Below are 24,482 nucleotides of genomic sequence, written 5' to 3'. Positions count from 1 at the left end.
AATACACTAACAATTAAAAAAATTTCTTATTTTTATAAAAAATAAATAATGCAAGGAAATTGTAACATGAAATATCCTATTCATTCTTATATAAATTTCCGATAGTCTCTAGCTAGAAACTATCGGAAATTTCATATGAGTATAAATGAATATTACTAGTTAGTATTAAAATATATAACTTAATTTGCAACAATATTTACTAATTTATCTGGAACAGCAATCACTTTGCGCACTGTTTTTCCTTCAATAAATTCTTTAACAGCTTCATGGTTCATTGCAATTTGTTCTAATTCTTCTTTGCTTAACCCACGAGCGACATTTTGTTTGCCACGTAATTTTCCGTTCACTTGGAAAACTACTTCCACTTCATCTTCTACTAAAGCCGCTTCATCATAGGTTGGCCAAGGGACATAAGTTAAACTTTCCTCGTTACCTAAAATTTGCCATAGCTCTTCACCAATATGTGGCGCGATTGGCGCAAGTAATTGGACAAATCCTTCCACATATTCATAAGGTAAGGCATCCACTTTATTGGCTTCATTCACAAAAACCATTAATTGAGAAATCGCTGTATTAAAGTGCAAGTTTGCCATATCTTCTGTCACTTTTTTAACCGTTTGATGATAAACTTTCGTTAAACGGCCATCATTAATTGTGGTAATTCGGTCACGCATTTTGCCTTCTTCATCAACAATCAGACGCCAAACGCGATCTAAGAATTTACGACTTCCTTCTAAGCCATTTTCATTCCAAGCAATGGAAGCATCTAATGGGCCCATAAACATTTCATAAAGACGTAACGTATCCGCACCATATTTAGCCACCACATCATCGGGATTTACAACATTGCCACGTGATTTAGACATTTTTTCGTTGTTTTCTCCTAAAATCATACCTTGGTTGTATAATTTTTGGAAAGGTTCTTTGGTAGGAACCACACCAATATCATATAAGAATTTATGCCAAAAACGAGCATAAAGTAAATGCAACACCGCATGTTCGGCACCACCAATATAGATATCAACTGGTAACCAACGTTTTAATTTTTCAAAATCAGCAATTTCATTTTTATTATGAGGATCAATGAATCGTAAGTAATACCAAGAGCTTCCAGCCCATTGTGGCATAGTATTCGTTTCACGTTTTCCCTTCATGCCAGTTTCAGGGTCGACGACATTGACCCATTCATCAATGTTTGCTAATGGCGATTCCCCAGTTCCACTTGGGCGAATATCCGATGTTACTGGTAAACGTAGAGGTAACTCAGATTCAGGAACCGTTGTGGTTGTTCCATCTTCCCAATGTATCACAGGAATTGGTTCACCCCAGTAGCGTTGACGAGAGAATAACCAGTCACGTAAACGATAAGATACTTCTTTTTTCCCTACGTGATTTTCTTCTAGCCACTCATTCATTTTAGCGATGGCTTCTGCTTTGTTTAATCCATTTAAGAAATCAGAATTGATATGCGGTCCATCACCTGTATAGGCTTCTGTTGTAATGTCGCCACCTGCGATTACTGGTAGGATATCAATGCCAAATGTTTTCGCAAATTCGTAATCCCGTTCATCATGCGCTGGGACCGCCATGATTGCGCCTGTGCCATAGCTTGCTAAAACATAATCGCCAATCCAAATTGGAATTTCTTGGCCATTGACTGGATTTATCGCATACGCACCTGTGAAAACACCTGTTTTTTCTTTTGCTAAATCCGTTCTATTTAAATCAGATTTTTTTGAGGTTTCTTCAATATATGCTTCTACAGCTGCTGTTTGTTCAGGTGTCGTAATTTTTTTCACTAGTTCTAGTTCAGGAGCTAGAACAGTATAGGTTGCACCGAACAAGGTATCCGGACGGGTTGTAAACACCGTGAAACTTTCTTCTGTACCAGCGACTTTAAAGGTCACATTGGCTCCTTCAGAACGTCCAATCCAATTTCGTTGCATATCTTTAATACTTTCTGGCCAATCAACAAGCTCTAAATCTTCTAATAAGCGATCTGCATAAGCAGTAATTTTCAGCATCCATTGACGCATTGGTCGGCGAACCACATCATAACCGCCACGTTCACTTTTTCCATCAATGACTTCTTCATTTGAAATAACAGTTCCTAGTTCAGGTACCCAGTTAACCGCAACTTCTGCTTCATAAGCTAACCCTTTTTCATATAATTTTGTAAATATCCATTGTGTCCATTTGTAATATTCAGGATCAGTGGTATTAATTTCGCGATTCCAATCATAGCTGAATCCTAGTGAATTAATTTGGCGACGGAATGTTTCGATATTTTTCTTAGTAAATTCAGCTGGGTCATTTCCTGTGTCTAACGCATATTGCTCTGCTGGCAAACCAAACGCATCCCAGCCCATTGGATGCAAAACATTATAGCCTTGCGCACGTTTCATACGTGAAAGAATATCGGTTGCTGTATAGCCTTCCGGGTGACCTACGTGTAAGCCTTGTCCAGATGGATAGGGAAACATATCTAGTGCATAAAATTTTTCTTTATTTGGGTCGTCCAATGTATTGAAACAATTGTTCTTAGCCCAATATTTTTGCCATTTTTTCTCAATCTCTTTGTGATTGTAGCTCATGTTATTCCTCCTAGTAATATAAAATTTTTCATTCTTAAAATTTGCCACCTGCAGCCATTGTCACTATTCTGACTTAAACTAGCCACTTAGTGATAAAAAAAAGTCCTATAGGAAAAATTCCTATAGGACGTGAACATACAAATGCAACGTGGTACCACCTAAATTCGTCAAAGAAACGGTCAGTCACCGTCACCTTAACCTCAAACGTCTTAACGATCGTCACCGACTTTTCCTACTTGGTTTGTTCAAAAAAGTAACTTAAAGGCGAGTTCAAAAGCTTCTGTACGTATTTCCACCAGCCATACGCTCTCTATCACATGGTTCTTTCTACTATTCCTTCTCATTGTTTTTTTCTATTATAAGACTCATGTTACCAAAGATAGCTATTTTTTTCAATCTTAAATTAACCAACTTTTAAAGTTTGACCAATATAAATTGTATCCCCGCTTAAGCCATTTAATTGTTTGATTTTTTGGATGCTGATTCCGTATTGCATTGATAAGCCCCAAAGTGAATCACCGCTTTTAACTGTATGGCGTTTGCCTGATGCACTATTTGTTGAAGAAGCATTGCCACCTGCAGAAGCGCCTTTTTTCACGATGATTGTTTGACCAGCAAAAATTAAATCGCCTTTGATCCCGTTCCATGAACGTAGATTAGCAACACTCACGCCAAACTGTGCAGAAATTTTATTCAGCGTATCACCTGATTTAATCGTGTAGGATGTTGTCGCACCGCTACCATTATTCGTAGGCTTGTTCGTATTCGTTGAACCTGAGTTGGCGCCTTTTTTCACGATAATCTTTTGACCAGCAAAAATCAAACTACCGCTGATGTTATTCCAGGCTTGTAAGTTAGCCACACTAACACCGAATTGTGCAGAAATTTTGTTCAAGGTATCCCCTGATTTAATCGTGTAGTACGTATTCGTTCCTGATTGATTATTGTTAGAACCACCATTGCTTGAGCCGCCGGTGTTACCTGAAGTACCTTTTTTCACAATAATTTTTTGACCAGCGAAGATTAAATCGCCAGAGATGCCGTTCCATGAACGTAAATTAGCAACGCTCACACCATATTGCGCGGCAATTTTGTTCAAGGTATCGCCTGATTTAATTGTGTAATACGTATTCGTTCCTGATTGATTATTGTTAGAACCACCGCTGCCTGAGCCACCAGTGTTACCTGAAGCACCTTTTTTCACGATGAGTTTTTGACCAACGAAAATTAAATCGCCAGAGATGCCATTCCATGAGCGTAAATTAGCAACGCTCACGCCATATTGCGCGGCAATTTTATTCAAGGTATCCCCTGATTTTACAGTATAGTACGTGTTCGTTCCTGATTGATTATTGTTAGAACCACCGTTGCCTGAGCCACCAGTGTTACCTGAAGCACCTTTTTTCACGATGAGCTTTTGACCAACGAAAATTAAATCGCCAGAGATGCCATTCCATGAGCGTAAATTAGCAACGCTCACACCATATTGCGCGGCAATTTTATTCAAGGTATCTCCTGATTTTACAGTATAGTACGTGTTCGTTCCTGATTGATTGTTCGAGCCGCCTGTTCCTGGATTAACTGTTCCGCCCCCAGTATTTCCACCAGAAGATGGTGTATCATATTGAGTTAAGTTATATGCGGTAATGACATTATTTAATTTAGCATTGTAGCTAGGATCTGTCGCATAACGACCTGTTAACCAAGCAGTTGCATCGCGATACGAGCTTGTATTGCTTTTCCAAGCCCCAGCATAATAGTAAACGCCCGCTTGGAAAGAAGTTGTTTTTAGCACGTGCGCATTATCTTGGAATGATTCCATGTAAGAAGGATATTTACGGAAAGGTTCTTTTTTCACTAGCCATTTGCCGTTTAAATATTCCCATGTATCCATATAGACAGATTGTCCATTGTAGCTGCCTTTAATCCCAAATAAGTTATAGTTTGGTGCCTTAGATAGCGTACTTGCTCCCCAACCACTTTCAACGATTGCTTGAGCCATCATCACTGATGCATATAAATCATTGGCTTGCGCAATAGGTTGTGCACAACGTGCTAACTCGGCAATAAATTCTGAAGGACTTTGCGTCGGTGATAATGCTGAAAAAGTTTGCGCAGAAGCTACTCTAGCTTCTGGTACTTTTACTTCATCATCGGGTGTAACCGCAGGCGCTGCTTCAGACTCGGTTGTTGAAGGAGCTACTGGCGTGATTTCTGCTACTGAAGAATCAGTCGTTCCTGATTCCACAGGTATAGTTGAATCAACTGTTGGTTGCTCGGTACTTGGTGTTGTTGGTGTTTCTTTTGATGATTCAGTTGTCGATTCAGTCGTTGTTGACGAATCCGTTGTCGGTTGTTCCGTAGTTCCTGGCGTAGTTTCTGTGGTTGGTGTCTCTACTAAGCCAGTTTCCGTAGTAGGTGCTTGGGCAACTTCCGCATTTGTTGGCTGCTCTTCTGTTGCCTCAGCAGTCACTGGTAGTAACGCAACGGGCGTTCCTACAGATGAAACAATTAACGCCGAGCTGAATAAAGTAGTGCTCTTCTTCCATTGTACTGGCGTTTTCTTTCTTTGTTGTGCTTTCCTTCTTTCGATACGTGACATTGATTCTTTCTTCATTGATACGTCCCCAACTTTCCTTTTTTAACTTATATGTAAATGTAATTTTTTAGTTTTGTTATTATAACAAGTATACCTTTTTTTCTGGCGAATTAAAAACACTTCAACAAAATTTCATATTACTGTAACTAGATTGTAAAGAAGTAATGTTTTTTAACATAGATTTACTCTCTTGTTACTACTCGGAAAAAAACTGCGACTTTAGTTGTAGACGCTTCTTTACCTTAGTCTGATTTTTTTAATTCCTCTTGTTATTCGCCCAAAAAGAAATTATAGTTTAAGATGAGAAATGAATCGTGTAGAAAGAGGGAGCGGAATGAATAAAGAACATTTTATTATTGAGCTGAAAATTTATTTAAAAGCGTTAAATCCAAAAGATCAAGCTATTATTCTTGCGAAATACAAGGCGTTATTTGATGCTCGTGTTGCGGAAGGCGAAACAGAAGAACAAGTGGCAAAATCATTGGGGAAACCACGAGTTATCGCAGAAGAAATTTTAAAAGAACAAGGCATCGAATTGACGGAACGAAAAATTGAAAATAATGGTTGGCAAGAAATTCCAGCGGCTACACCTGCTTATGATCATCCCTATGAAGAAGAATCTGAATTTTACTATGATAATGATTCTCCATACTATCAACGACCACAGCATCGGCCGCTAACCCGATTTTTCCAAGTGCTTGGTATTTTCTGTTTAAATTTTTTCTTCATGTTTTGGGTTATTTTAGGGATTGCCTTAATGTACGTCGGTTGTGGCATTGCCGGAGCTGCAACTTTATTTTCACCAATTTATGGTATTTATAGTGTTATTACCCAAGCAAATGCCGCTTCCTTTTTCCAATTATCTATGAGTCTCTTTTTATTTGGTGCATCAATCATTGGTTGGTTACTGTTTCTACCAATTTTAAAATTTTCAGCACATGTCTTTAAGCGTTATTTCCAATGGAACATTGCTGTTTTACGAGGTGATATCTAATGAAAAAAACAACAGGGATTCTCTTATCCATTGCTGTCTTAGCGATGCTAATTGGTGGATCTGGCGCCGTCTATTTTTACAAACAAGCGGAAAAATCAGTCACGCCGCTAAAAGAAAGTTATACACTAAAAAATAAACAAGCAGGCGAAGAACTTCACTTATCCTTAAAAGGCAAAGGCCCTTATACCATTTATAAAACTGATAGTAACAAAATGGGGTTACGATCACCGAATAATGCCTTTTATTCAAAAGCTGAAGGCACCTTAGATGTCAAAGAAGAAAAAAATAAAATAACAGCAACCATCAATACCACTCGCACACAAAACCAACCCGAATTGTCATTCTTTAATATTGGTATTTTTAGTGACTTCACACCGAACGTGAGTGTCCAGATTCCTAATAATGTGAAAAAGTTAGTAATTGATGGCTCAACCCATTCACAAGTTTCATTGAATGCTTTTAACGTAGACGAATTAACAACTAATCTACCAAATTCTTATGTTAGTCTATCGGGCGTTAAAGCCAAAAAAATGACGCTTAACTCTTCAGATGGTATCTACCTTTCAGCGGATACTTCCGCTAAAACAGCAACAGTTGAAACCACTGGCGGCGATATAACGTTGGATTCAGCCTATTTCGATGAAATCAAAAATACTACTACTTCTGGTGATATTCGAGTGCAAAATGCTCGTGGAAACATCCAAGCAACAACGACAGATGGCGATATTAGCGTCTATGATTTCAAAGGAGAAGCTAACTTTTCAAGTGAAAATGGTGATTTTTCTTTAGACATGCCTGCTGTGCCTAAAAAATTAACTGTCGCTCTTGTCCATGGAGATATTTATGTAAATTCTGGAGAAATTTTGCGTAACATTTCAATCAAAGGGGAATCAAAATTAGGCGATGTTCAACTTTTAAACAAAGAGCGAACATCTTATAAGAATGGTCGTGCGAATACAGAGTTTAACCTTTCTAGCGAATTCGGCGATATTACCGTTGATACTCCTGACGACGATAATCAATAAACATGGCCATTAAAAAAAGTTCTGGCAGCACAATCTCTCATTGTGGTGCCAGAACTTTTTTAATATCTGTATCCCCTCCAATCAGGCAATGAAATTATCTTTTAATTTTTTACCCTTTTGATGGTATAATACGGATTGTTGCGATTAAAATTTGAAAGGATTTTTTATGAAAAACAAACTTTATTATCAATTTGCAGGTAGTTGTTTTCTTTTAGTATTTATGTTTTTAGGCTATGTTGTTCGTTTTTATCCAACCTGGCTCAAAGGCTTTGATCAAACGATTACTTCTTTTGTTCGTCGTCCTTTTCCACAGCTAAATAACTTTTTTATTTGGTACACCAAATTTGCCAATTCATTGACGATTATCATCTTAGCGATTGTTGTCATTGCTCTATTTATTGTTTGGAAATATTATGCTGAAGCATTATGGCTCTTTATTAATACTGCCTTAATTGCTGGCGTAGGTAATTCTTTATTAAAATTATTCTTTATGCGCCAACGTCCTACTTTGGAGCATTTAGTAACTGAACATACGTATAGTTTTCCTAGCGGACATGCTGTCGGAAGTACCTTGTTCTACGGCACTATTTTATTGATTCTGCCAATTTTCATTAAAAATAAAACGGTCCGCCTTTGTGTACAAATTTTACTAGGTATTGGGATTTTCATGATTGGGGTTAGTCGAATCTATTTAGGTGTCCATTTCCCTAGCGATATCTTAGGTGGTTTTTGTCTTGGTTTAGCTTGGTTGTTATTAAGTTACCCTATTTATTTAGAAAAACGCTTTGTTTGGCGATTTCAAAGCAAACAACGCTAGAAAGAAGTCTTGATTATGCAAATTTTTCCTTATTCAGATGATCCAAATAAACGCTATCACACTTGGAACTATGCACTTCGTCAACAGTTTGGTGAAAAGATTTTTAAAGTGCCAATTGATGGTGGCTTTGATTGCCCCAATCGTGATGGGACGGTTGCCAAAGGTGGTTGTACGTTCTGTAGTGTTTCTGGCTCAGGCGACATGATTGTTGCACCTAGCGATCCCCTGCCGCTTCAATTTCAAAAAGAAATCCAATTGATGCATCAAAAATGGCCAACTGTCGATCAATACATTGTTTACTTCCAAAATTTCACCAATACACATGCGCCCGTTGACGTTATTCGTCATCGGTTTGAACAAGTAGTCAATGAAAAAGGCGTCGTTGGTTTATCCATTGGTACCCGTCCTGATTGTTTGCCTGATGAGGTAGTGAACTATTTAGCTGAATTAAACGAACGCTTTTATTTATGGGTAGAGTTGGGTTTGCAAACCACGTTTGAGGAAACTAGCGCTGCCATTAATCGCGCGCATGATTATCAAACATATCTAGATGGTGTGGCTAAATTACGGAAACACGGGATTCGGGTCTGTACACATTTAATTAACGGGCTACCTGGGGAAACACCTGCCATGATGCGCGAAAATGTGCGGCGAACTATTCAGGATTCAGATATCCAAGGGATTAAACTGCACTTACTTCATTTAATGACAAATACCAAAATGATGCGGGATTATAATGAAGGACGCTTACAATTGATGAGCAAAGAAGCCTATGTTTCAGTGATTTGTGATCAGTTAGAAATGATTCCACCCGAAATTGTTATTCATCGCTTGACAGGCGATGCTCCCTTTGAAACAATTATCGGACCGATGTGGAGTTTGAAAAAATGGGAAGTCCTCAATGCGATTGATGCGGAAATGAAACGCCGCAACAGTTATCAAGGAAAATATACTGTCATTTCAGGAAAGGAAGTTTTCAATTAATGCTACAAACAGCCCTACATTTTAGTCACCAACTTTTAAAAGAAGTAGTGGAACCTGGCGACTTCGTCATTGATGCAACAATGGGAAATGGTCATGATACAGCATTCTTAGCAGAGCTGGTTGGCCCTTCTGGTGAAGTTTTCGCCTTTGATATCCAAAAAGAAGCGTTGATCAATACAGAACAAAAGTTAACAGAACTTAATTTACTCCCACAAACTACGTTATTTCCATTAGGACATGAACATCTTCATGCTGTCCTAGATGAAGAAACAGAAATCACTGCCGCTATTTTTAACTTAGGCTATTTACCTAAAAGTAATAAGGAAATTATTACAAAACCCGCTACGACTAAACAGGCGTTAGATGGGTTACTGCCTCATTTGGTAAAAGGAAGTCGCATTATTTTAGTCGTTTATTATGGCCACGAAGGCGGTTCAGAGGAACTTGATTTGGTCACGAATTACACGCAAGCCTTACCACAAGATGTTTACAGTGTCTTACGTTATGAGTTTATCAATCAAAAAAATCAGCCACCTGTTCTTTTCTGTATTGAAAAGAAATAAGAGAACATGGTCGGATTGTCTCCAGCAATCCGATCATGTTCTCTTTTATTTGTTTTGTTACTCCGTCAATTCACCATCACGAATACGAACCACTCGATCACAGTATTTCAACAAACGCTCATCATGTGTCACCATGATAATCCCTTTATCTTTCTCTTTGGCCTCTTTCGCTAGTAATTGGACAACATCAAATGCCTTTTCTGTATCTAAACTAGCCGTTGGTTCATCTGCTAAAATTACGTCTGGCTCATGATACAATGCACACGCAATGGCTACCCGTTGTCTTTCCCCACCAGAGAGATCACGAGGATAACTATTTCGTAATTCTTTTAAACCCAACGTCTCTAACAATTGCTCTTTTAATTCACTATTTTTACGTGACTTATCAACTTTTTCAATTAAGTGAAATTGATCTTCCACTGTTAAAAATGGCACCAAATTAGAGCTTTGTAAAATAAAGCCGATTTTTTGAAAACGTTGCGCCAAACGTTGCTTTTTCGTTAACTTATTTAGTGATTGCCCGCCAACAATGACTTCGCCACTTGTCGGTGCCTGTAAACCAGCTGCAATCGTTAAAAAGGTACTTTTACCAGAACCAGAAGGACCAATTACTGCGACAAATTCACCTGGTTGAACCGCAAAAGATAATTCTTTTAACGCGATCACTTCTGTATGTTTTTCACCATATTTTTTATAAATATTTTTCATTTCTAAAACATTTGCCATGTCTTTAACCTCCAATCGCGATTAACGGATCAATTTTAGCAATCGTTCGAATTGAAAATGCCCCGCCAATTAATGCAGATAAAATCAATAGTACACTAAACAAAATCATGCGTGGTCCATTAGTTGCATAAGGCATCGCTTCTGGTAAAAAGAGCACGGTAATTCCCGTTAAAGCAAGACCAATCGCCACTCCTAGAACAGCCAATAAAGCGGTTTGTAGCATGACTGCCTTTGCTAAGAAACTAGTCGGCACCCCTTGAACTTTTAAGACACCGAACATTGCTGTTTTCTGTAAAGTCATCACAAAGATAAAAATACCGATAATGAACGCTGCAATCACAATCAAGAAATAAATCATGCCATCCAAGGTCAAGTTTTGAGCGCTGTATCCTGGCAGTTTTTCAATAAAATCTGAAATTGAAAGAACTTGGCTGTCTTTATTAGTCGTTTTAACTTCCGCGTTGTCCTTGCTGCGAACAATGAAACCATTAACCATTTTGGCCATTGCTGGATTGTCACCATATTTAATTGACCGCCAAGTATCCAGAGAAGTGTAAATAACTGGCACAATGTTATAGCTACTTTTAGAAATAAAGCCGACAATTTCTAATTGCTCATCATATTTCCCTGCAGTTAATTTGTCGCCAATTTTAAATCCTTGATTTTTCAATGTTTCTGAAGCAATCACTTGATTTTTATCAGTAAATGCGTTTCCTTCAATCACTTTTGGCATTAAAAAACTTTCTTTTTCAATCCCAAATAAGCTAACATTCGTTAATTCAGCCTTTTTGTCATCTGCTGGGCGGATAGCTAACGACTGTTGACCAATCGGTGCAATTTTGCCTCCTGAAATCGTTTCTTTCACGTTTTCATCTAACACTGATACATTTAAATTACTATTGGCCTCTTTTGATAAAACCACTTGATTCGCTTGCCATTGATCTACGGCTAAACGATTTCCTTGAGCTAAACCGTTCGCTAAACCTGACAAAATAAAAATTAACCAAGCAATCAAGACCATTACTAAGACTACAAGGACGTACCGTCCTTTTGAATACTTCATTTCATTAAATCCTAAAAACATGAATGGTTCACCTCTTTCTTCTTTTCGAAATAAACTATATCACTTATCAATCGATAAATCAATAATTATTTATCGATTGATAAGTGAATTTTACAAAAAAATAGAGAAGTCTGTTTTTCAACAGGGCTTCTCTATTTTTTATTTGTGACTTTTCAGAACGCCATGTAGCATAAATTGAATAAATTTTTTGACATCGTCATCCACTGTTTTTCGCTGGTACGTTTTTTCAATACTTAATAATGCACTAACGTTATATAAAATAAACCGAGTTGCATCATCTACACTGATGCCCTCTTGTAAGCAATTGGTTTCAGGTTCACTTTCAAAAATAGCCGCAATATTATTGATATAGGTTTTTTTGAAAATTTGATACAGCGTACGATTGTAATCAGGGCCCATTTCTTGAAACATGTCGTTCAACATTAAGAAAAGATTGGTCGGATGTTCATCTAACAAAACTTTGATTAATTGATAAAGTTTTTCTTCTACTGATGCATTTCCAGAAACAATTGGGACTAATTCTTCCTGAACACGGGACGTTAATTCTTCAATCACAGCTAAATACAGTTCTTTTTTATTTTTAAAATGGTGATAGAGATTCGGTTGGGTAATGTTCGCTTTTAAAGCAATTTCACGAGTGGAGGTATTTTTGAACCCCTTTGTCATGAATAATTCAGAAGCGACAGACAAAATAATTTGCCGTGTACGTTCTAAATCAGCTTTGCGTTTATTTGGCTTTTCCATGGTTTTCTCGCCCCCTGCTGCTTTTTATTTTAGCATATTCTCCGGCAAGAAACGAGAGACCTTTATACAAAAAACGAAAAATATACAATCAATGTGCCTACTATTTGGAGAAGAATCACGCAATAATACCACCGCTGCAGATGTATCAGCCAGCCTTTTTCGCCCCCAAAATAAATCAACCACTGCAGTCCAGATAAAAAACTATTAGCCAACAACCAAAAAAGCAGCGCCGATTTTGTCCATCGATTCTCTCTGAATACACTCAGTACAAATAAAGTATTTAGCACCAAAAACGTGCGCCGTAATTGTCGTACATTCCTCATTTTCCCCATTGATATATCTCCTTTTTCTATTTAGCATAGCAAAAAGAGCCTGGGACAAAAATCACTTTGAATTTTTGTTCCAGGCTTAAAAATTGATAAACGGCGGGAACAGAAGCAACTCCTTCGGAAATAAGTCGAAATTCTCCAAAAATTATAGAACAATTTTCGGAAATTCCTTCTTATTTCTCGGAGTTAAACACTTCTGTCCCGACCTCTTTCAACTTATTCAAAAACAAATTGATTTTTATAAAGTTCCGCATAGAATCCATCTTGTTCAACTAGTTCATGGTGATTGCCTTCTTCAATGACTTCACCGTCTCGTAAAACAATAATCCGATCCGCATTTAGAATCGTTTTCAAACGATGGGCAATCACAAAACTGGTACGCCCTTTAATTGCTTCGTCCATCGCTTTTTGGATTTTGGCTTCTGTTACTGTATCAACATTACTTGTTGCTTCATCCAAAATTAATAATTCTGGATTGGTAATAATCGTTCGTGCAATACTTACTAATTGCTTTTGCCCCGTACTGAAAAGGTTATTCTCTTCCGTAATCTCAGTATCGTAGCCTTGCTCAAGATTTACAATAAATTCATGGATATTCGCTTGTTTCGCTGCTTGAACAATTTCTTCATCCGTGGCCTCTGGCTTACCAAAAGCAATATTCTCACGAATTGTTCCTGAAAATAGAACGGACTCTTGCAAAACAATGCCTACATGTGAACGCAAGCTATCTAAATCCATTTCACGAATGTCCACACCATCAAACGTCACGGCGCCTTCATTCACATCATAAAAGCGATTCATTAAATTCATAATCGTTGTTTTTCCTGAGCCTGTCGGTCCGACTAAAGCGACCATTTCACCTTTATCCACATGAATAGAAACATCTTTCAACACAGGCGTTTCTGGATTATAGCCAAAAACAACATGATTTAAAGCCACAGCTTTGTTAATCTCTTCTAATTTTTCGCCATTTTCGGGACGAATTTCATCTGGTTCATCAAACATCTCATTTAAACGACGAGCGCCTGTAACAGCTAATTGAATCATGCTATAACCTGAAGAAATTTGCATCAATGGTTGATAATATTGTTGGGAATATTGGACAAACATAACGACTAAACCTAGCGCAGCGGCACGATCAACAGAGCCATTGATTGCTAACCAACCACCAAAGAAAATAACAATCGCCGTATTGACTAATGACATTCCTTGCATCATTGGGAAAAGTAATCCTGAATACACTTGACCTTTATACGTAGCTGCACGAACTTTTTCATTTTGCTCTAAAAAGCCGTCAATGGTTTCTTCTTGTAAGCCATTAGTGATAATCACACGTTGCCCACTAATTTTTTCATCCATATAGCCATTTAATTTACCCACTTCATCTTGCTGTAAATCGACATATTTGCGCGCCTTGCTAATCACAAAGACCGCAATTAAAATCGCAATCGGCGTAGAAGCAATTGTGGCCCATGCTAGTTCCACATTTTGACGGAACATCATGATTAAGACACCAACCAATAAGGCTATATTGGTTAATACTTGTAGCAACGCTTGGTTTAAACTGTTTTGGATGTTGTCTAAATCACTAGTAAAACGACTTAAAATTTCACCATCTTGATGAGAATCAAAGAAACGAATCGTCAATTTTTCTAATTTATTAAACAAACCAATCCGCATGCGGTTTGTCGATTTCCCCACGACTTGTGTAAAGAGAATACTATAAATGAAACTAGCGGCACTAGTTAAGACATAAAAAATGAGTAGTTTCCAAATGACAGAAACGAACGCACTTTTATCGTCTTTTCCTTGCATCACATTAACCGCATATTTCGCTAATTCCTGAATAGCTTCCCCAACGAATTGCGGCGCTTTGACTTGTAAATAAGTCGCTGCGAAAATTGCTAAGAAAATAAAGAGGAAAGAAACTTTGTAACGTTTTAAATAATGATAGAAAAATTTACTAGCTTTTATTAAATCAGTCATTAAGCTTCCTCCTTTCCTTTTTGAGTTTCGTAAATTTCTTGATACACGGGGTTCGTAGCTGCTAATTCTTCATGCGTGCCTTCCCCGACTAAACGTCCATTATCCAATACTAAAATACGATCTGCATGGACAACAGAAGAAATTTTTTGGGCAATAACGATCGTGGTAGTCTCTTTTAACTCTTTATCCAACGCTTCTCGGACTAACCGCTCCGAACGAGCATCCAACGCGCTGGTACTATCATCTAAAATCAAAATTTTAGGCTCACCAATCACACCTCTTGTAATTGATAACCGTTGTTTTTGTCCACCAGAAAAGTTATTACTCCGTTCTTCGACGGGTGCATCATAACCTTCTGCTAATTTTTCAATAAATTCCTTGGCTTGGGCGATGCCTGAAGCCCGTTCCATGTCCGCTTCAGAAGCGTCACGTTTACCATGGCGTAGATTTTGCGCAATCGTTCCAGAGAACAGGATTGCTTTTTGCAACACAAAGGAAACTGTTTTTCGTAAACTGTGTTCGTTCACTTCTCGTAAATCGACACCACCAACTTCAATCTTTCCTTCTGTCGGATCAAACAAACGTGGAATTAATTGTGCCAATGTAGATTTACCAGCGCCAGTTGCGCCCACAATCCCAATCATTTCACCTGGCTGAATAGAGAAAGTGATGTCTTTCAAGGTATCTTCTTCATCCCCAGGATAACGGAAAGATACGTGATCAAACTCAACACTACCAATTAACTCTTGTTCTGGGACTTTTTTGTAGGTAACATCTGGTTCTGTTTCCATCACTTCTTTAATCCGCTTAATGGAAACAGCGGCACGAGAAGTCATCATCATCATCATTCCGCCGATAATAATCGCCATCATGATTTGCATTAAATAGTTCATAAAGGAAGCGACACCACCGATTAAAGTTGGATCGTCCTTGACTAAGTTACTCACAAAGAAAATCGAGCCTACAACGGCTAAGTTCGCCACCAACATAAACGCTGGAATCATCACAGCAAATAAGCTACCTACGATTAAGTTATGGGTGGTTAATTCTTCACTCACTTTTGTAAAACGTGACAATTGATTTTTTTCTTGAACAAATGATTTGACGACACGAATGCCTAACAAATTTTCTTTTGCGATACCATTAATCTTATCAATCAAGTTTTGAATAATCATGAAATGCTTGCCCATTTGCGAAAAGGACAGCATAGAAATCAAAATAACTGCGATGACAAGTGCAACAATCACCCACCATAGTTGTGGCAAGGTTAGCATCGCTAAAATAAAACTCCCGATAAATAAAAAAGGAATTCTAAAAAGTGTCTGCAACGCAATCATAATAACATTTTGAATTTGAGTAACGTCATTTGTTAAACGAACAACTAAGTTACCTGCTGAAAATTTTTCGATATTGCCAAATGAAAAGGTTTGGATTTTGCGGAAAGTTGCTTCACGAATGTCAGCACTGACACCTTGGGCAACTTTGGCAGAAAAAATTGTATTAATAACCCCTGCAACGAGTCCTAATCCTGCAATGGCAATTAATTGAATCCCTAAGTTTTTCATTTTGTCGCTATCGTCATTCATAATTGCTTCCAACACTTGTTGTAACAATTTTGGTTGCCAAAGTGCTGAGACAACCATTACGATCACCGCCAACAAGGCAATAACTACCGAGCCTTTGTATTTTTTGGCGTGTTGAATAATAAGGTCCATCTTATCCCTACTTTCTTAAAATAGTTCCCTGCTTCTTCAGTGTTGGTCTGCGAATTCTTCCCCATTACAAAAAAATCAATTTGCTCATTGACTTCACCAATTTAACACTGTAAAATAAGGCCGATTCATAATTTACCATTTTTAGTGGTAAAATACAAGCGAACAAGTTAATTTTTCACAAGTTTTTCCTATCATAAAGTGTACCTTCTTTTTGATAAACTTACGAAGATAACGTTTAATAGGAGCTAAAATCATGGAACCGAAATTATCAAAAGACACGATTATTGCAGCCGCATTTTCTTTGTTAGAAAAAAGTCCCACTTTAGAACAACTTTCTATGCGTAAAGTCGCCAAACAGCTTGGTGTACAGGCGCCCGCAATTTATTGGTATTTTAAAAATAAGCAAGCCTTACTTCAAAGTATGGCTGAAGCGATTGAAGAGCACTTTCAAGAACCTGTATTATGTGGTGAATGGTATTCTGACTTACTGGCCTTCATGGAAAACTATTATGATCTCTATCAACAATTTCCCTGTGCCGTAGCCATCGAAATCCAAACCGTCCCTGCCTATCCCCAACGATTACGCCATTTGAATCAAATGATGGGCATTTTAAGAGAAGCAGGTTTTTCACCAGAAATGACTCATTTAGCAGTAACGTCTTTACAACATCTTTTATTTGGGATGATTATGGACGCAACGGAGGAAAAACAGCTCGTTTCGCAAGTGTTGAACGGAGATGACTATTTAAAAGAACAAGTGCTGCACATGAAACAATATGTCTCCGACAATGAGTTAACGTACATGGAGGAAAGCATTCAATTTCGACACTCCATCCACCAAAAATCCGCCTTTATTCAAGCCGTTAAAACCTACTTAGATGGGTTGCAAGCAGACAACACATCTTCATCTAAATAAAAAAAGCCCTTGGTCCGTCAGTCATTTCGACTGAAGGACCAAAGGTTAACTTTTAAAATAAATATTGAAAACTACTTTCTCTATTTTGGTATTGGTAGCCAAGCCAAGGCTTTTTGAATCCATTCATCCCAGAACACCCAGTCATGTTCTCCTGGTCCAGTTTCAAAAGTGTAACTTGCCTGTGCCTGTTCCAACGCTTGAGCCATCTGTTGATTAGCAGAAAGTAACATATCTTGCTCCCCACAACAAAGGTAAAATTGGGGCATTTCTGTTTGGCTTTCTACTAATTGTTGTAATAAATACAGCGGATCGTGAATGGAACCTTCAATTTGATCTAACGGGCCAAAAATACCTTCCCAATAGCTTCGCTTACGGACTTTTAATAATTCCCCAAAACTAGTGGATGATAAACTAACTGCCCCAGACAAAGAAGCAACGGCTGCAAAAGATTCTGGTTTCGCTAATCCTAATTTCAAGGCGCCATAACCACCCATTGACAAACCAGCGGCAAAGGTTTTTTCTCGTTTTGTACTTAACTGTGGAAAGAGTTGATGACAAATTCTCGGTAATTCTTCTGAGATAAACGTCCAATAGTTCATATCGTATTGTGTGTCCGTATACCAAGCTAAATCCGTGGACGGCATAATGACAGCAATCCCCAAATCAGCGACATACCGCTCAATAGAGGTTCTGCGAGCCCAGACGCTGTGATTTCCTCCCATCCCATGTAATAAATACAACACAGGAATATCTGTCAATGCTGCTTGGGTACTTGTGCCCACTTTTTTTACCGTTTCTTGTGGTAAAATTACGTTCACATTCACTTCCATTTCCAATACATTTGAATAAATATTTGCTTGTAAAAAGGCCATCTACTTTTCCCTCCAATACTCTTTCTATTAGTGTACCACTAAACCTTCGCTCGTTGCGCTTTTGCGAAAATATTTAACAAAAGAGCGACAACAACTAAGCCCGCACCGACTAAGTAAACATTATGCAGACCTGCATAGAGGATACCGCGTAATGGTTTTAACAACGCAGCTGGAATTAAATTTGCAGTATGTGGATTCACTAATTGATTCATGACATCTGCATCGACGTTTAACGCGCTCGCTTCCAATTTTGCAAACATTCCTGCGTTTAAAATCACACCAAAAATTGACACCATCACAGTCTGCCCAATTGTACGCACCAACGTATTAAACGATGTTGCAACCCCCATTTTTTCAGGCTCCACTGTACTTTGTGCTGTCACCGTAGTCGTTGTGATAGTAATCCCAAAACCAACTCCTAAGACAGAAGACACTACAAAGAAAAGCCAAAACGGAACGGCCATTGGCATTACCACTAAAAAGATGGCCCCGACTAATAGAATCGATAACCCAATCGTTAAGACTTTTTTCATAGCATATTTTTCCATAAAGCTACTTGCTATAAATGATCCAGCCATCCAAAGTAACGACATAGGCGCTAAAACTAAGCCACCAATTCCTGCACTTTTTCCTAAGACACCTTGCATCCACATCGGAATGTAGACATCAATCCCCATTAAGAAACCGCTAATAAGCGCTGCAATAAGATTTACTAAAACAAACGTTGGTTGATTAAATAAATGCAAATCAATCACTGGGTCTTGCGCGCGTTTTTCTATCATCACAAATGCTACAAAAAAGAGCACACTCAAACTCAAACAACCAAATGTTACTAATGTAAAACCATTATCGCTAATCATTTGAAAACCTAGCAATAACGTTAGCAGCACTGCCATCAAAGTAACGCTGCCAAAAATATCCATTGGCATCTTGGTCCGTTCCCGCTTTGGTTCAACTAAGAAAATACTAATCAAGCCCAATAAAACAAGTCCAATAGGAACATTAATGAAGAAAATCCAATGCCAACCGACTGTATCTACAATAAAACCACCTGCTAACGGACCAAAAATACTAGCAATTCCCCAGGCGGCACTGTTTAAACCTAAAATTTTCGCTCGCTTGTCCAATGAATACATATCGGCAATAATCGTTAATGCAACTGGTAAAATTGCGCCTGCCCCCACACCTTGAATTGCGCGGGCAATAATTAAAGTCAACATATCTTGGGCAAAGCCACACAACGAGGAGCCCAAAATAAAAATGATAATACCAATCATGAAGACAGGTTTACGACCAATTTTATCCGCAAGTTTCCCATAAATCGGTGTTAACATCGCATTCGTTAATAAATAAATTGAAAATACCCAGTTCATAATTTCCATGCCATGTAACGAGCCGACAATCGTTGGCATCGCAGTAGACACAATGGTCCCTTCAATGGCTGTCATAAATGTTGCCACAAAAACACTCACCGTGACTAATTTAACATTTGTTTCTTTTGCCATTTGTTCACATCCTTTTCTATTCAATTGTCAATTTTCTAAATTGCTCCATAGCTATTCTATACAAAAAAGAACAAAATGTCTTAAAAAAATGCTTTTTCATAAAAAAATTATTGCAAAAAAACAAGAAGTCAGCCAATACTTGGCTGACTTCTTATTTTTTTATTTAATTATTCAGCTAAACTAGCTTTTAACGCTTCAACTTTATCTGTTTGTTCCCAAGGTAAATCAATATCTGTTCGACCAAAATGACCATAAGCCGCAGTTTGTTTATAAATTGGGCGACGTAAATCTAGCATTTCAATAATACCTGCTGGACGTAAATCAAAGTTTTTACGAACTGCTTCGATTAATTTACTTTCTGGAAGAGCACTCGTACCAAACGTATTAATAGAAATAGACACTGGTTGCGCCACACCAATTGCATAAGCTAATTGGACTTCTACTTTTTTCGCCAAACCAGCAGCAACAATGTTTTTCGCGATATAACGCGCAGCATAACTAGCAGAGCGGTCAACTTTGGTTGCATCTTTTCCAGAAAAAGCGCCGCCGCCATGACGAGCATAACCGCCATAAGTATCAACGATAATTTTACGACCAGTTAAGCCGGCATCTCCTTGAGGGCCACCGATTACAAAGCGACCAGTTGGGTTGATAAAGTATTTTGTTTCATCATCTAAAAGTTCATGAGGAATCACCTCATTGATTACTTGTTCTTTAATGTCTTTTTCGATTTGTTCTAAGGTTGTTTCATCATCATGTTGTGTACTGATGACGATCGTATCCACACGTTGTGGTTGACCTTGATCATCATATTCCACTGTTACTTGAGATTTTGCATCAGGACGTAAGTAAGGTAAGACTTTTTCCTTCCGCAATTCTGCTAAACGGCGAACCAAACGATGACTTAACGCAATCGGTAATGGCATTAATTCTGGTGTTTCGTCAACGGCAAAACCAAACATTAAGCCTTGGTCACCAGCGCCAATATCGTCTTTTTCATCTTGATCACGCACTTCTAAGGCTGCGTCAACCCCTTGAGCGATATCAGGTGATTGCTCATCGATTGCTACAAGAACTGCGACAGTCTCTCCATCAAATCCATATTTTGCTCGTGTATAACCAATATCTTTCACAGTTTGACGAACAATTTTTTGGATATCTACATAAGCTGTTGTAGAAATTTCTCCAAATACTAGGACTAAACCAGTTGTTACGGATGTTTCACATGCCACGCGGGCCATCGGATCTTTCTCCAAAATCGCATCTAAAATTGCATCACTGACTTGGTCAGCTACCTTATCTGGATGTCCTTCTGAAACGGATTCTGATGTAAATAAATGTCTTTCTGTCATAATGTTATTCCCCCTAAATAGTTTCGGTTACAAGGCATCTTTAGTAAGTAACGACAATTACTTGCTAAATCCTTTCGGGAACTTGTAACAAAAACAGTATACCAGATATCTAAAAAAAAAGCTTAGGTTTTCAAGAAAATCATTAAATTACCTATATTTGCTTTTCCTATAACAAAAAACTTCCAGCCCCTTTCATCTGAGCTGGAAGTTTCTTGCTACTGTAAAATTTTCTCTGCTATAAAGTGTGTATATTGCTCGCCACCTGCCACATTTGGATGAACTCGGTCATCATAAAACCAATCATCATGGGCGTTACTATAATTAAACCAGTCAATGACCGTTAAGTTATCGTATTTTTTGTCCATTTGACTAAGTAAACTATTCACTTGATTTTGCCATCTTCTAGTTGGGACGCGAACATTAATCCAATAAACTTTTCGATTACCTAACGCTTTCATAAATTCATCAAATTGTGCCTCTGTAAAAGGACCATTCGTACCTAAACTCACTAAAACAGTATCTTTGAGCATTTTCTTTTTGTCTAGTTCACCAATTAGTGAAATGCTACTATACAATTGACGGCCCACTTCCCCATCGATAATCATTTTAGGGAAAATATCTTGTAACCCGCTAGCACCATCTAGAATAACAGAATCACCAATAGTTGTGATTTCTAAATTCTGCGCTTTTTTTACTTGCTCTGGTGTGAGTTGTGTGGGTAGAACGTCTTGGCTTTCACTCGGTTTTGTACTACTTTCTGTGGACGTGCTACTATTTTTCGTGCCACTTTCTTGGACTTCTTTTTTACGTTCTTCAATTTTTTGCTGATTTTTCGCAATATTTTTTTCTAGTTGCTCTTGTTGCGCACTTTTAGCGTTTGCTGGAGCCACAATTAAACCGAATACTGCAATCACGCTAATCACTGTCATAAAGGCCATTGTCCCTTTTTCACGAAGGTCCCACGGTTTCCGTAAGAATTCAGTGAATTGAGTCCAGACATCCTTATAAGACAATCGTGTCAGTGGATGTTCGATAAAACGATATGACAATTCGCTCACTACTAAAATTAATGCTATTTCAACCAATGAATGTAGAAAAACATGGTCCGATAAGGTCTTAATTTTGGCCTCATAAAAAATCATGATTGGGAATTGATACAAGTAAATGCCATAACTCCGTTTACCTATCCACGTAAAGACTGGATTCGTTAACCAACGATTCATATCTGCCCCTGGATGTGCAGTGACGGCCACTAAGACAGTGGCTGCCAAACTAATTAAAAACATGCCGCCGTAATAAACAAAATTTGTATGATCTGATAATGTTAAAAAGGCTAATACTAAAAGAACTAAGGCACTTAAACCAGCACCATTTAAGATTTTTTTAGAGGCTTCTGGAATTTCTTCTTTCAAACGTGTGCTTGGCCAAACATACGCCAATGCACTACCTAGTAAAATAGAAAAAACACGTGTGTCTGTTCCATAATAGACACGTGTAGGATCTGCGCCAGGAACATATAAAACGGCCATCAGCGTCACCGAAATTAAGGCGCCGATTAAAACTAAGCTGAAAATTCGACCGCGCTTACGAACAAAGCGTTCCAGAAGAATAAAAAGTAATGGCCAAATTAAATAATTTTGCGCTTCAACTGCCAATGACCAAATATGTACAAATGGCGATTGTGTCGCAAATCCATCAAAATAAGAAAACCCTTTAAAAATTTGCCACCAGTTGTTGTAATAAAAAACACTACTAGCGACAACGCTGCGAATATTGTTTAATAAATCCTGCTGAAAGAGTGTAATATAACTAACTGCACTTAAAAGCATCACAATTAATGCTGGATACAGCCGTTTCATCCTTCGCACATAAAATCCTTTTAAATCAATGGTCTGATTTTCTGCCCATTCTTGCCGCAACAAGTCGTTAATAAGATAACCTGAAACAACAAAGAAAATCGGAACACCTAAGTAGCCACCTCGCATGACTTGGGGAAAAAGGTGATACAAAATCACGCCAATTACAGCGATCGTCCGAATGCCATCAAAACCTGTAATATAGCGTTTTTTCTTGCTATTTGCTGTCTGATTCATTTGTGCTTTCCAACTTTTCTATAAAATTATTCTTTTCCTTTATTTAAAGAAGCAAGTAACTTTAATATACGTTTTTTCCTAGGAAATGGCAAGCAAACTTTGCCTCCTTTAGGCTTTTTTTACAATTCAAAAAACCAACATTTTTTAAATCACAAAAAAACAACCAAAGCTTATGAAAATCACTCATAAGCTTTGGTTGTTTACTCATATCGTTTTCGTTTAGATGAAGATGGAATCCCTAAGGCTTCACGATACTTTGCCACCGTTCGCCGGGATATTTCCATGCCTGAATCTTTTAATCGCTCGACTAATTTTTGATCAGATAACGGTTTACTTTTTACTTCTTCATCAATTAATTTTTGTAGTTGCTTTTTAACCATCGTTGTTGAGACATCCTCGCCATCTTCTTCTGATGAAAGAATACTTGTGGAGAAGAATGAGCGCAATTCAAAAACACCAAACGTGGTTTCTAGATATTTTCCATTAACCGCACGACTAACTGTCGATTCATGAATAGACAAAGCATCCGCAATTTCTTTTAAAGTCATTGGTTTTAATGGCCGATCTGCTTCTAAAAAGAAGGCTTCTTGACGGCGCACAATTTCTTGCCCTACACGTAAAATTGTATCCCCCCGCTGATTCACTGCGCGCTCTAACCATTCAAATTCGTTTTTCTTATCCTTAATATATTCTTGGACTTCTTTGTCGTCAGTCTCTTGCATTCGTTTGAAATAATTTTCTTGAAAATTTAATGTCGGTCGACCAGCTTTGTTGGAAATCACCACTATTCGATCTTCCTTGATTCGGACAGTTAAATCTGGTCGAATATACAATTCCTCGGTCGCATCAAAAATATTCCCTGGCGCTGGCGATAACGTTTGTATATAATCAAAAATCAATTGAATTTCTGCTAATTCAATCCCAAATTTTTTAGCTAACGGGCCCCATTTACGACTCACTAAGGCATCAAACTCTTCCTCCAATAAAATATACGCTAAATTAGGCGCGGTATCGTCTCGTTCTGTTTGTAGCATCAAACATTCTTGTAAATTGCGTGCCCCCACACCTGCTGGATCTAGCTGTTGTAACAAAGTTAATGCATCTAGCATTTGAATGGCGCTTGCTTCGGTTTTCTCTGCCGCTTCTTCTAACGAAATCGTTAAATAACCATTCACGTCTATATATTCTACTAAAAACAATACCAATGTTCGCAAGTATGTATCTCGATAATTCAAATGAATTTGATCAATTAAAGACTCAAATAATGATAAATGATAGTCTGGAATTTGATTCATATAATTATTTTCTTCGTCTTGGTTGGTGTAAGAACGACTAGTTATCGGAAAATCTGTGGTGTACTGCGTGTCTACTTGTAAATCAATTAATGGATTCTCTAGTGCTTTCGCTTCAACAAAGGCAGCGAGTTCTTCCGTATTAAATTGTAAAATTTGAATGGATTGTTGAAGCTGTTGAGTCATGGCCAACTTCTGGACTTGTTTTTGTTGTTGGGACATTCGTTGCTCAAATTTCATTATTTTCGTCCTCCCTCTTGTAATTTTTGTCAATATCAGCTAAACTAGTATT

General features: G+C 37.9%; 18 protein-coding genes, 1 riboswitch and 1 other annotated feature. Of the genes, 6 read left to right on the top strand and 12 right to left on the bottom strand.

Features of this window, described 5'->3' with window-relative positions; translation table 11 throughout:
• Positions 1 to 179: 179 nt before the first annotated feature.
• Together leuS and IGJ04_RS11540 are read right to left on the bottom strand one after the other, a co-directional pair.
• Positions 180 to 2,594: a leucine--tRNA ligase gene (gene leuS / locus IGJ04_RS11545; RefSeq protein ID WP_002364766.1), complete on the bottom strand. Its 2,415-nt coding sequence runs from the start codon at positions 2,592 to 2,594 to the stop codon at positions 180 to 182.
• A 120-nt stretch (positions 2,595 to 2,714) separates the two neighbouring features.
• Positions 2,715 to 2,947 (bottom strand) — a binding site (T-box leader).
• Between the two features lie 50 nt (positions 2,948 to 2,997).
• Positions 2,998 to 5,211 (bottom strand): autolysin, encoded by a 2,214-nt coding sequence (locus tag IGJ04_RS11540; RefSeq protein WP_438840229.1) that lies wholly within the window; start codon positions 5,209 to 5,211, stop codon positions 2,998 to 3,000.
• A 316-nt stretch (positions 5,212 to 5,527) separates the two neighbouring features.
• Between IGJ04_RS11540 and IGJ04_RS11535 the strand changes: the two genes are divergently transcribed.
• From IGJ04_RS11535 to IGJ04_RS11515, 5 genes are all read left to right on the top strand, one after another.
• The gene (locus IGJ04_RS11535; RefSeq protein WP_002381265.1) at positions 5,528 to 6,187 is read left to right on the top strand and encodes a DUF1700 domain-containing protein; all 660 of its coding nucleotides are present in this window, start codon (positions 5,528 to 5,530) and stop codon (positions 6,185 to 6,187) included.
• On the top strand, positions 6,187 to 7,212 hold the full coding sequence (locus IGJ04_RS11530; RefSeq protein ID WP_438840228.1) for a DUF4097 family beta strand repeat-containing protein: 1,026 nt from the start codon (positions 6,187 to 6,189) through the stop codon (positions 7,210 to 7,212). The genes IGJ04_RS11535 and IGJ04_RS11530 overlap by 1 nt, the downstream gene beginning before the upstream one ends.
• A 166-nt stretch (positions 7,213 to 7,378) precedes the next feature.
• A complete protein-coding gene (locus IGJ04_RS11525; RefSeq protein WP_002355669.1) occupies positions 7,379 to 8,029 on the top strand; it encodes a phosphatase PAP2 family protein in 651 nt (216 codons plus the stop codon).
• A 15-nt stretch (positions 8,030 to 8,044) separates the two neighbouring features.
• Positions 8,045 to 9,013 (top strand): TIGR01212 family radical SAM protein, encoded by a 969-nt coding sequence (locus tag IGJ04_RS11520; RefSeq protein ID WP_002355668.1) that lies wholly within the window; start codon positions 8,045 to 8,047, stop codon positions 9,011 to 9,013.
• On the top strand, positions 9,013 to 9,576 hold the full coding sequence (locus tag IGJ04_RS11515; protein ID WP_002355667.1) for a class I SAM-dependent methyltransferase: 564 nt from the start codon (positions 9,013 to 9,015) through the stop codon (positions 9,574 to 9,576). Before IGJ04_RS11520 ends, IGJ04_RS11515 begins: the two co-directional genes overlap by 1 nt.
• 57 nt (positions 9,577 to 9,633) lie before the next feature.
• On the opposite strand, the gene IGJ04_RS11510 is transcribed toward IGJ04_RS11515, so the two are convergent.
• From IGJ04_RS11510 to erfC, 5 genes are all read right to left on the bottom strand, one after another.
• Positions 9,634 to 10,302 (bottom strand): ABC transporter ATP-binding protein, encoded by a 669-nt coding sequence (locus tag IGJ04_RS11510; RefSeq protein ID WP_002363221.1) that lies wholly within the window; start codon positions 10,300 to 10,302, stop codon positions 9,634 to 9,636.
• 4 nt (positions 10,303 to 10,306) lie between these two features.
• Entirely contained in the window at positions 10,307 to 11,386 is a 1,080-nt protein-coding gene (locus IGJ04_RS11505) for an ABC transporter permease (RefSeq protein WP_002355665.1), read from the bottom strand.
• Positions 11,387 to 11,524: 138 nt separating this feature from the next.
• Positions 11,525 to 12,130: a TetR/AcrR family transcriptional regulator gene (locus IGJ04_RS11500; RefSeq protein WP_002355664.1), complete on the bottom strand. Its 606-nt coding sequence runs from the start codon at positions 12,128 to 12,130 to the stop codon at positions 11,525 to 11,527.
• A 545-nt stretch (positions 12,131 to 12,675) separates the two neighbouring features.
• Positions 12,676 to 14,445, bottom strand: coding sequence for a multidrug ABC transporter ATP-binding protein/permease ErfD (erfD, locus tag IGJ04_RS11495; protein WP_002358756.1), 1,770 nt, complete (start codon positions 14,443 to 14,445; stop codon positions 12,676 to 12,678).
• Positions 14,445 to 16,160 (bottom strand): multidrug ABC transporter ATP-binding protein/permease ErfC, encoded by a 1,716-nt coding sequence (erfC, locus tag IGJ04_RS11490; RefSeq protein ID WP_002368063.1) that lies wholly within the window; start codon positions 16,158 to 16,160, stop codon positions 14,445 to 14,447. The genes erfD and erfC overlap by 1 nt, the downstream gene beginning before the upstream one ends.
• Positions 16,161 to 16,413: 253 nt before the next feature.
• Between erfC and IGJ04_RS11485 the strand changes: the two genes are divergently transcribed.
• Positions 16,414 to 17,076: a TetR/AcrR family transcriptional regulator gene (locus IGJ04_RS11485; protein ID WP_002376007.1), complete on the top strand. Its 663-nt coding sequence runs from the start codon at positions 16,414 to 16,416 to the stop codon at positions 17,074 to 17,076.
• Positions 17,077 to 17,156: 80 nt separating this feature from the next.
• Here the strand turns inward: IGJ04_RS11485 and IGJ04_RS11480 are convergent, their stop codons facing one another.
• From IGJ04_RS11480 to rpoN, 5 genes are all read right to left on the bottom strand, one after another.
• Positions 17,157 to 17,948: an alpha/beta hydrolase gene (locus tag IGJ04_RS11480; RefSeq protein WP_002366213.1), complete on the bottom strand. Its 792-nt coding sequence runs from the start codon at positions 17,946 to 17,948 to the stop codon at positions 17,157 to 17,159.
• Between the two features lie 38 nt (positions 17,949 to 17,986).
• Positions 17,987 to 19,453, bottom strand: a complete 1,467-nt coding sequence (locus tag IGJ04_RS11475) for an MDR family MFS transporter (protein ID WP_438840227.1) — start codon at positions 19,451 to 19,453, stop codon at positions 17,987 to 17,989.
• Between the two features lie 167 nt (positions 19,454 to 19,620).
• Entirely contained in the window at positions 19,621 to 20,805 is a 1,185-nt protein-coding gene (gene metK / locus IGJ04_RS11470) for a methionine adenosyltransferase (RefSeq protein WP_002376004.1), read from the bottom strand.
• Positions 20,803 to 20,898: riboswitch (SMK box riboswitch) on the bottom strand. It overlaps the preceding gene by 3 nt.
• A gap of 122 nt (positions 20,899 to 21,020) precedes the next feature.
• Positions 21,021 to 22,898: an acyltransferase family protein gene (locus IGJ04_RS11465; RefSeq protein ID WP_002373449.1), complete on the bottom strand. Its 1,878-nt coding sequence runs from the start codon at positions 22,896 to 22,898 to the stop codon at positions 21,021 to 21,023.
• A 200-nt stretch (positions 22,899 to 23,098) separates the two neighbouring features.
• A complete protein-coding gene (rpoN, locus tag IGJ04_RS11460; RefSeq protein ID WP_002366210.1) occupies positions 23,099 to 24,430 on the bottom strand; it encodes an RNA polymerase factor sigma-54 in 1,332 nt (443 codons plus the stop codon).
• Positions 24,431 to 24,482: the final 52 nt, after the last annotated feature.

The organism is Enterococcus sp. AZ050 (assembly GCF_051715085.1).
GTDB classification, from domain to species: domain Bacteria; phylum Bacillota; class Bacilli; order Lactobacillales; family Enterococcaceae; genus Enterococcus; species Enterococcus faecalis.
Note: the sequence above shows the minus strand (reverse complement) of the source record. Positions and strands in the feature narration are given on the sequence as shown.

What these genes read in the sequence shown, in the direction of transcription:
- leuS (WP_002364766.1), bottom strand. Translation starts at nt 2,594, where the DNA reads ATGAGCTACAATCACAAAGAGATTGAGAAAAAATGGCAAAAATATTGG.
- IGJ04_RS11540 (WP_438840229.1), bottom strand. Translation starts at nt 5,211, where the DNA reads ATGAAGAAAGAATCAATGTCACGTATCGAAAGAAGGAAAGCACAACAA.
- IGJ04_RS11535 (WP_002381265.1), top strand. Translation starts at nt 5,528, where the DNA reads ATGAATAAAGAACATTTTATTATTGAGCTGAAAATTTATTTAAAAGCG.
- IGJ04_RS11530 (WP_438840228.1), top strand. Translation starts at nt 6,187, where the DNA reads ATGAAAAAAACAACAGGGATTCTCTTATCCATTGCTGTCTTAGCGATG.
- IGJ04_RS11525 (WP_002355669.1), top strand. Translation starts at nt 7,379, where the DNA reads ATGAAAAACAAACTTTATTATCAATTTGCAGGTAGTTGTTTTCTTTTA.
- IGJ04_RS11520 (WP_002355668.1), top strand. Translation starts at nt 8,045, where the DNA reads ATGCAAATTTTTCCTTATTCAGATGATCCAAATAAACGCTATCACACT.
- IGJ04_RS11515 (WP_002355667.1), top strand. Translation starts at nt 9,013, where the DNA reads ATGCTACAAACAGCCCTACATTTTAGTCACCAACTTTTAAAAGAAGTA.
- IGJ04_RS11510 (WP_002363221.1), bottom strand. Translation starts at nt 10,302, where the DNA reads ATGGCAAATGTTTTAGAAATGAAAAATATTTATAAAAAATATGGTGAA.
- IGJ04_RS11505 (WP_002355665.1), bottom strand. Translation starts at nt 11,386, where the DNA reads ATGTTTTTAGGATTTAATGAAATGAAGTATTCAAAAGGACGGTACGTC.
- IGJ04_RS11500 (WP_002355664.1), bottom strand. Translation starts at nt 12,130, where the DNA reads ATGGAAAAGCCAAATAAACGCAAAGCTGATTTAGAACGTACACGGCAA.
- erfD (WP_002358756.1), bottom strand. Translation starts at nt 14,445, where the DNA reads ATGACTGATTTAATAAAAGCTAGTAAATTTTTCTATCATTATTTAAAA.
- erfC (WP_002368063.1), bottom strand. Translation starts at nt 16,160, where the DNA reads ATGGACCTTATTATTCAACACGCCAAAAAATACAAAGGCTCGGTAGTT.
- IGJ04_RS11485 (WP_002376007.1), top strand. Translation starts at nt 16,414, where the DNA reads ATGGAACCGAAATTATCAAAAGACACGATTATTGCAGCCGCATTTTCT.
- IGJ04_RS11480 (WP_002366213.1), bottom strand. Translation starts at nt 17,948, where the DNA reads ATGGCCTTTTTACAAGCAAATATTTATTCAAATGTATTGGAAATGGAA.
- IGJ04_RS11475 (WP_438840227.1), bottom strand. Translation starts at nt 19,453, where the DNA reads ATGGCAAAAGAAACAAATGTTAAATTAGTCACGGTGAGTGTTTTTGTG.
- metK (WP_002376004.1), bottom strand. Translation starts at nt 20,805, where the DNA reads ATGACAGAAAGACATTTATTTACATCAGAATCCGTTTCAGAAGGACAT.
- IGJ04_RS11465 (WP_002373449.1), bottom strand. Translation starts at nt 22,898, where the DNA reads ATGAATCAGACAGCAAATAGCAAGAAAAAACGCTATATTACAGGTTTT.
- rpoN (WP_002366210.1), bottom strand. Translation starts at nt 24,430, where the DNA reads ATGAAATTTGAGCAACGAATGTCCCAACAACAAAAACAAGTCCAGAAG.